The 2255-nt window shown below is 50.4% G+C and carries 3 protein-coding genes; all 3 read left to right on the forward strand.

The features are described 5' to 3' along the window. Window positions 1-43 precede the first annotated feature (43 nt). A complete protein-coding gene (rsmH, locus tag KDK18_RS12770) occupies window positions 44-808 on the forward strand; it encodes a 16S rRNA (cytosine(1402)-N(4))-methyltransferase RsmH (protein WP_373691172.1) in 765 nt (254 codons plus the stop codon). Window positions 809-821: 13 nt separating this feature from the next. Then, window positions 822-1118: a cell division protein FtsL gene (gene ftsL / locus KDK18_RS12775; protein ID WP_257255312.1), complete on the forward strand. Its 297-nt coding sequence runs from the start codon at window positions 822-824 to the stop codon at window positions 1116-1118. Continuing rightward, window positions 1115-2255, forward strand: a 1141-nt coding sequence (locus tag KDK18_RS12780; RefSeq protein WP_257255313.1) for a penicillin-binding transpeptidase domain-containing protein, incomplete at its 3' end; no start/stop codon positions are given. The genes ftsL and KDK18_RS12780, both read left to right, overlap by 4 nt.

The following is a 2255-nucleotide window of genomic DNA, read 5'->3' on the forward strand; positions in this document are numbered from 1 at the left end:
CCCACTCATCCTGTGGATAAATCAATAGACAAGGCTCATCAGTATCGATAGGGATCCGGGGGCGGTAGCTGTAGCTCGTGAACTGGCTGAAATGGATAGCCGTTTTTCCATTTATCACGGTTCTTTTGCTGAACTGGAAGAGGTTCTTGATGGTCAGGAAGTGGAAGGCGTTCTGCTGGATCTGGGTGTTTCTTCGCCTCAGTTGGACAACGCTGAGCGGGGTTTCAGCTTCATGCAGGATGGTCCGCTGGATATGCGGATGAATACCACGCAGGGGGAAAGTGCGGCCGAGTGGATTAATCGTGCTGAAGAAAAGGAAATCAGTAAGGTGATCTGGGAGCTCGGCGAAGATCGTTTTTCGCGCAGAATTGCCCGGGCCATTATCAGGGAAAGGGAAGAAGAGCCTATTACGACCACAAAACGCCTTGCGGGAATTATTGCCTCTGCCAGCCCTTCCAGAGAGAAGAACAAGCACCTGGCAACCCGTGCGTTTCAGGCCATTCGCATCTATATCAATCGCGAACTGGACGATTTGGTGGATTGTCTCAATATCGCATTGGAAGTACTCAAGCCAGGTGGACGTCTGGTAGTCATCAGCTTCCACTCGCTGGAAGACAGAATTGCCAAAAGGTTTATCAGAAAACAGGCCAAGGGTGATGAGCTGCCGCGCTGGATGCCGGTAAGGGAAGATCAGCTGAATAAGAGAATGCGGCCTATCGGTAAAGCGATCAAGCCGGGTGAACATGAGGTTAAAGCTAATCCAAGAGCGAGGAGTGCCGTCATGCGAATTGCTGAGAAGCTAATCTGAGAAGGCTGAAAAAATGGATAGCAAACTGCTGCTGGTGTTGTTTCAGAAATCCAATTTAGTCAATGCATTGCTGTTGACCTGTGTTCTTGTGTCAGGCGTTGCTGTGAGCTTCGTCGAGCATGAAAACAGGCGGCTTCATAATGAGCTTCAGCAGGAGTTTGAGCAGAAAAACAAAGCTCAGGTCGAATGGGGGAAGTTACTTCTGGAGCACAGTTCCCTGACCAGTCCGGGGCGAGTGGAAAAAATTGCAAGGGATGAATTGGATATGGAAGTGCCAAACGCTGGACGTATAAAAATGGTGGTACCGTGAAAACTGCAACAAGGCCAGCCAGTGCCAGCAGAAAAAAACAGGCTGGTGAGGAAAAGGCTATGCCTTATCGTTGGAGAATCAAGCTTCTGCAACTGTTGTTTGTCGTGGCTGGCCTGGTGATTTGTTACCGTCTCGTAGATCTTCAGGTTTTAAATCGTCATTTTCTTCAGAACGAAGGTGACAAACGGTCTGTTCGTCATGAGTCTATACCTGCTCACCGGGGCGTCATATTTGATCGGAACGGTAAGATTTTAGCGGTAAGTGCCCCTGTTATGACCGTCTGGGCTGACCCTCAGGACCTGATTAAGGTGCCAGAAGACTGGAATAAACTGGCAGCAGCTCTGCAGGTTGACAAAGGTTGGCTGGCAAACAGAGTAAAAAAGAACGCTGCGAAAGAGTTTATTTATCTAAAGCGCCAGATGACACCTGAGCAGGCTGGGAAAATCGAAGCTCTGAAAGTGCCGGGTGTGCATGTTCTTGACGAGCAGCGACGCTACTACCCTATGGGCGAAGTGACGGCGCATTTGGTGGGTATTACGGGGATTGATGACAAAGGTCAGGAAGGGCTTGAACTGGGATATGACCATTGGCTAACTGGCTCCGAGGGAACCCGCAGGCTGCTGAAAGATCGTCGGGGGCGCCTTGCCAGGGAGGTCGAGCTCGTGGAAGGCGCTCAACCTGGCAAGGAATTGATGCTGAGTATTGATTCCAGACTCCAGTATATGGCTTATCGTGAGCTGAAGAGTGCCGTAGAAAAAGCCAAAGCCACAGCGGGCTCGCTGGTGATGATGGATGTCCAGACCGGAGAGATTCTGGCTATGGTCAATCAGCCGTCCTACAACCCGAATAATCGCATCGGGCTTCAGCCTTACCGCATGAGAAACCGGGTGATGACTGATCTGGTGGAGCCGGGTTCTACCCTCAAGCCCTTTACTGTGGCGGCAGCCATGGAGACCCGCAAATATGATCGCTATACCCGGATTGAAACCGGCGTTGGCTACCTGCGTGTTGGACAAAATGCAGTTAAGGATGTCAGAGGCTTTGGAACCATTGATGTCGAAACGGTTTTGAAGAAGTCCAGCAATATTGGCGTGACCAAGATGGCATTGGATATCGGTGTCGATAAGGTTGTAGATC

It is taken from the genome of Endozoicomonas sp. SESOKO3 (assembly GCF_024606255.1).

Excerpts from the sequence above, each read along its gene's own strand:
- ftsL (WP_257255312.1), top strand. The coding sequence starts at position 822 with ATGGATAGCAAACTGCTGCTGGTGTTGTTTCAGAAATCCAATTTAGTC.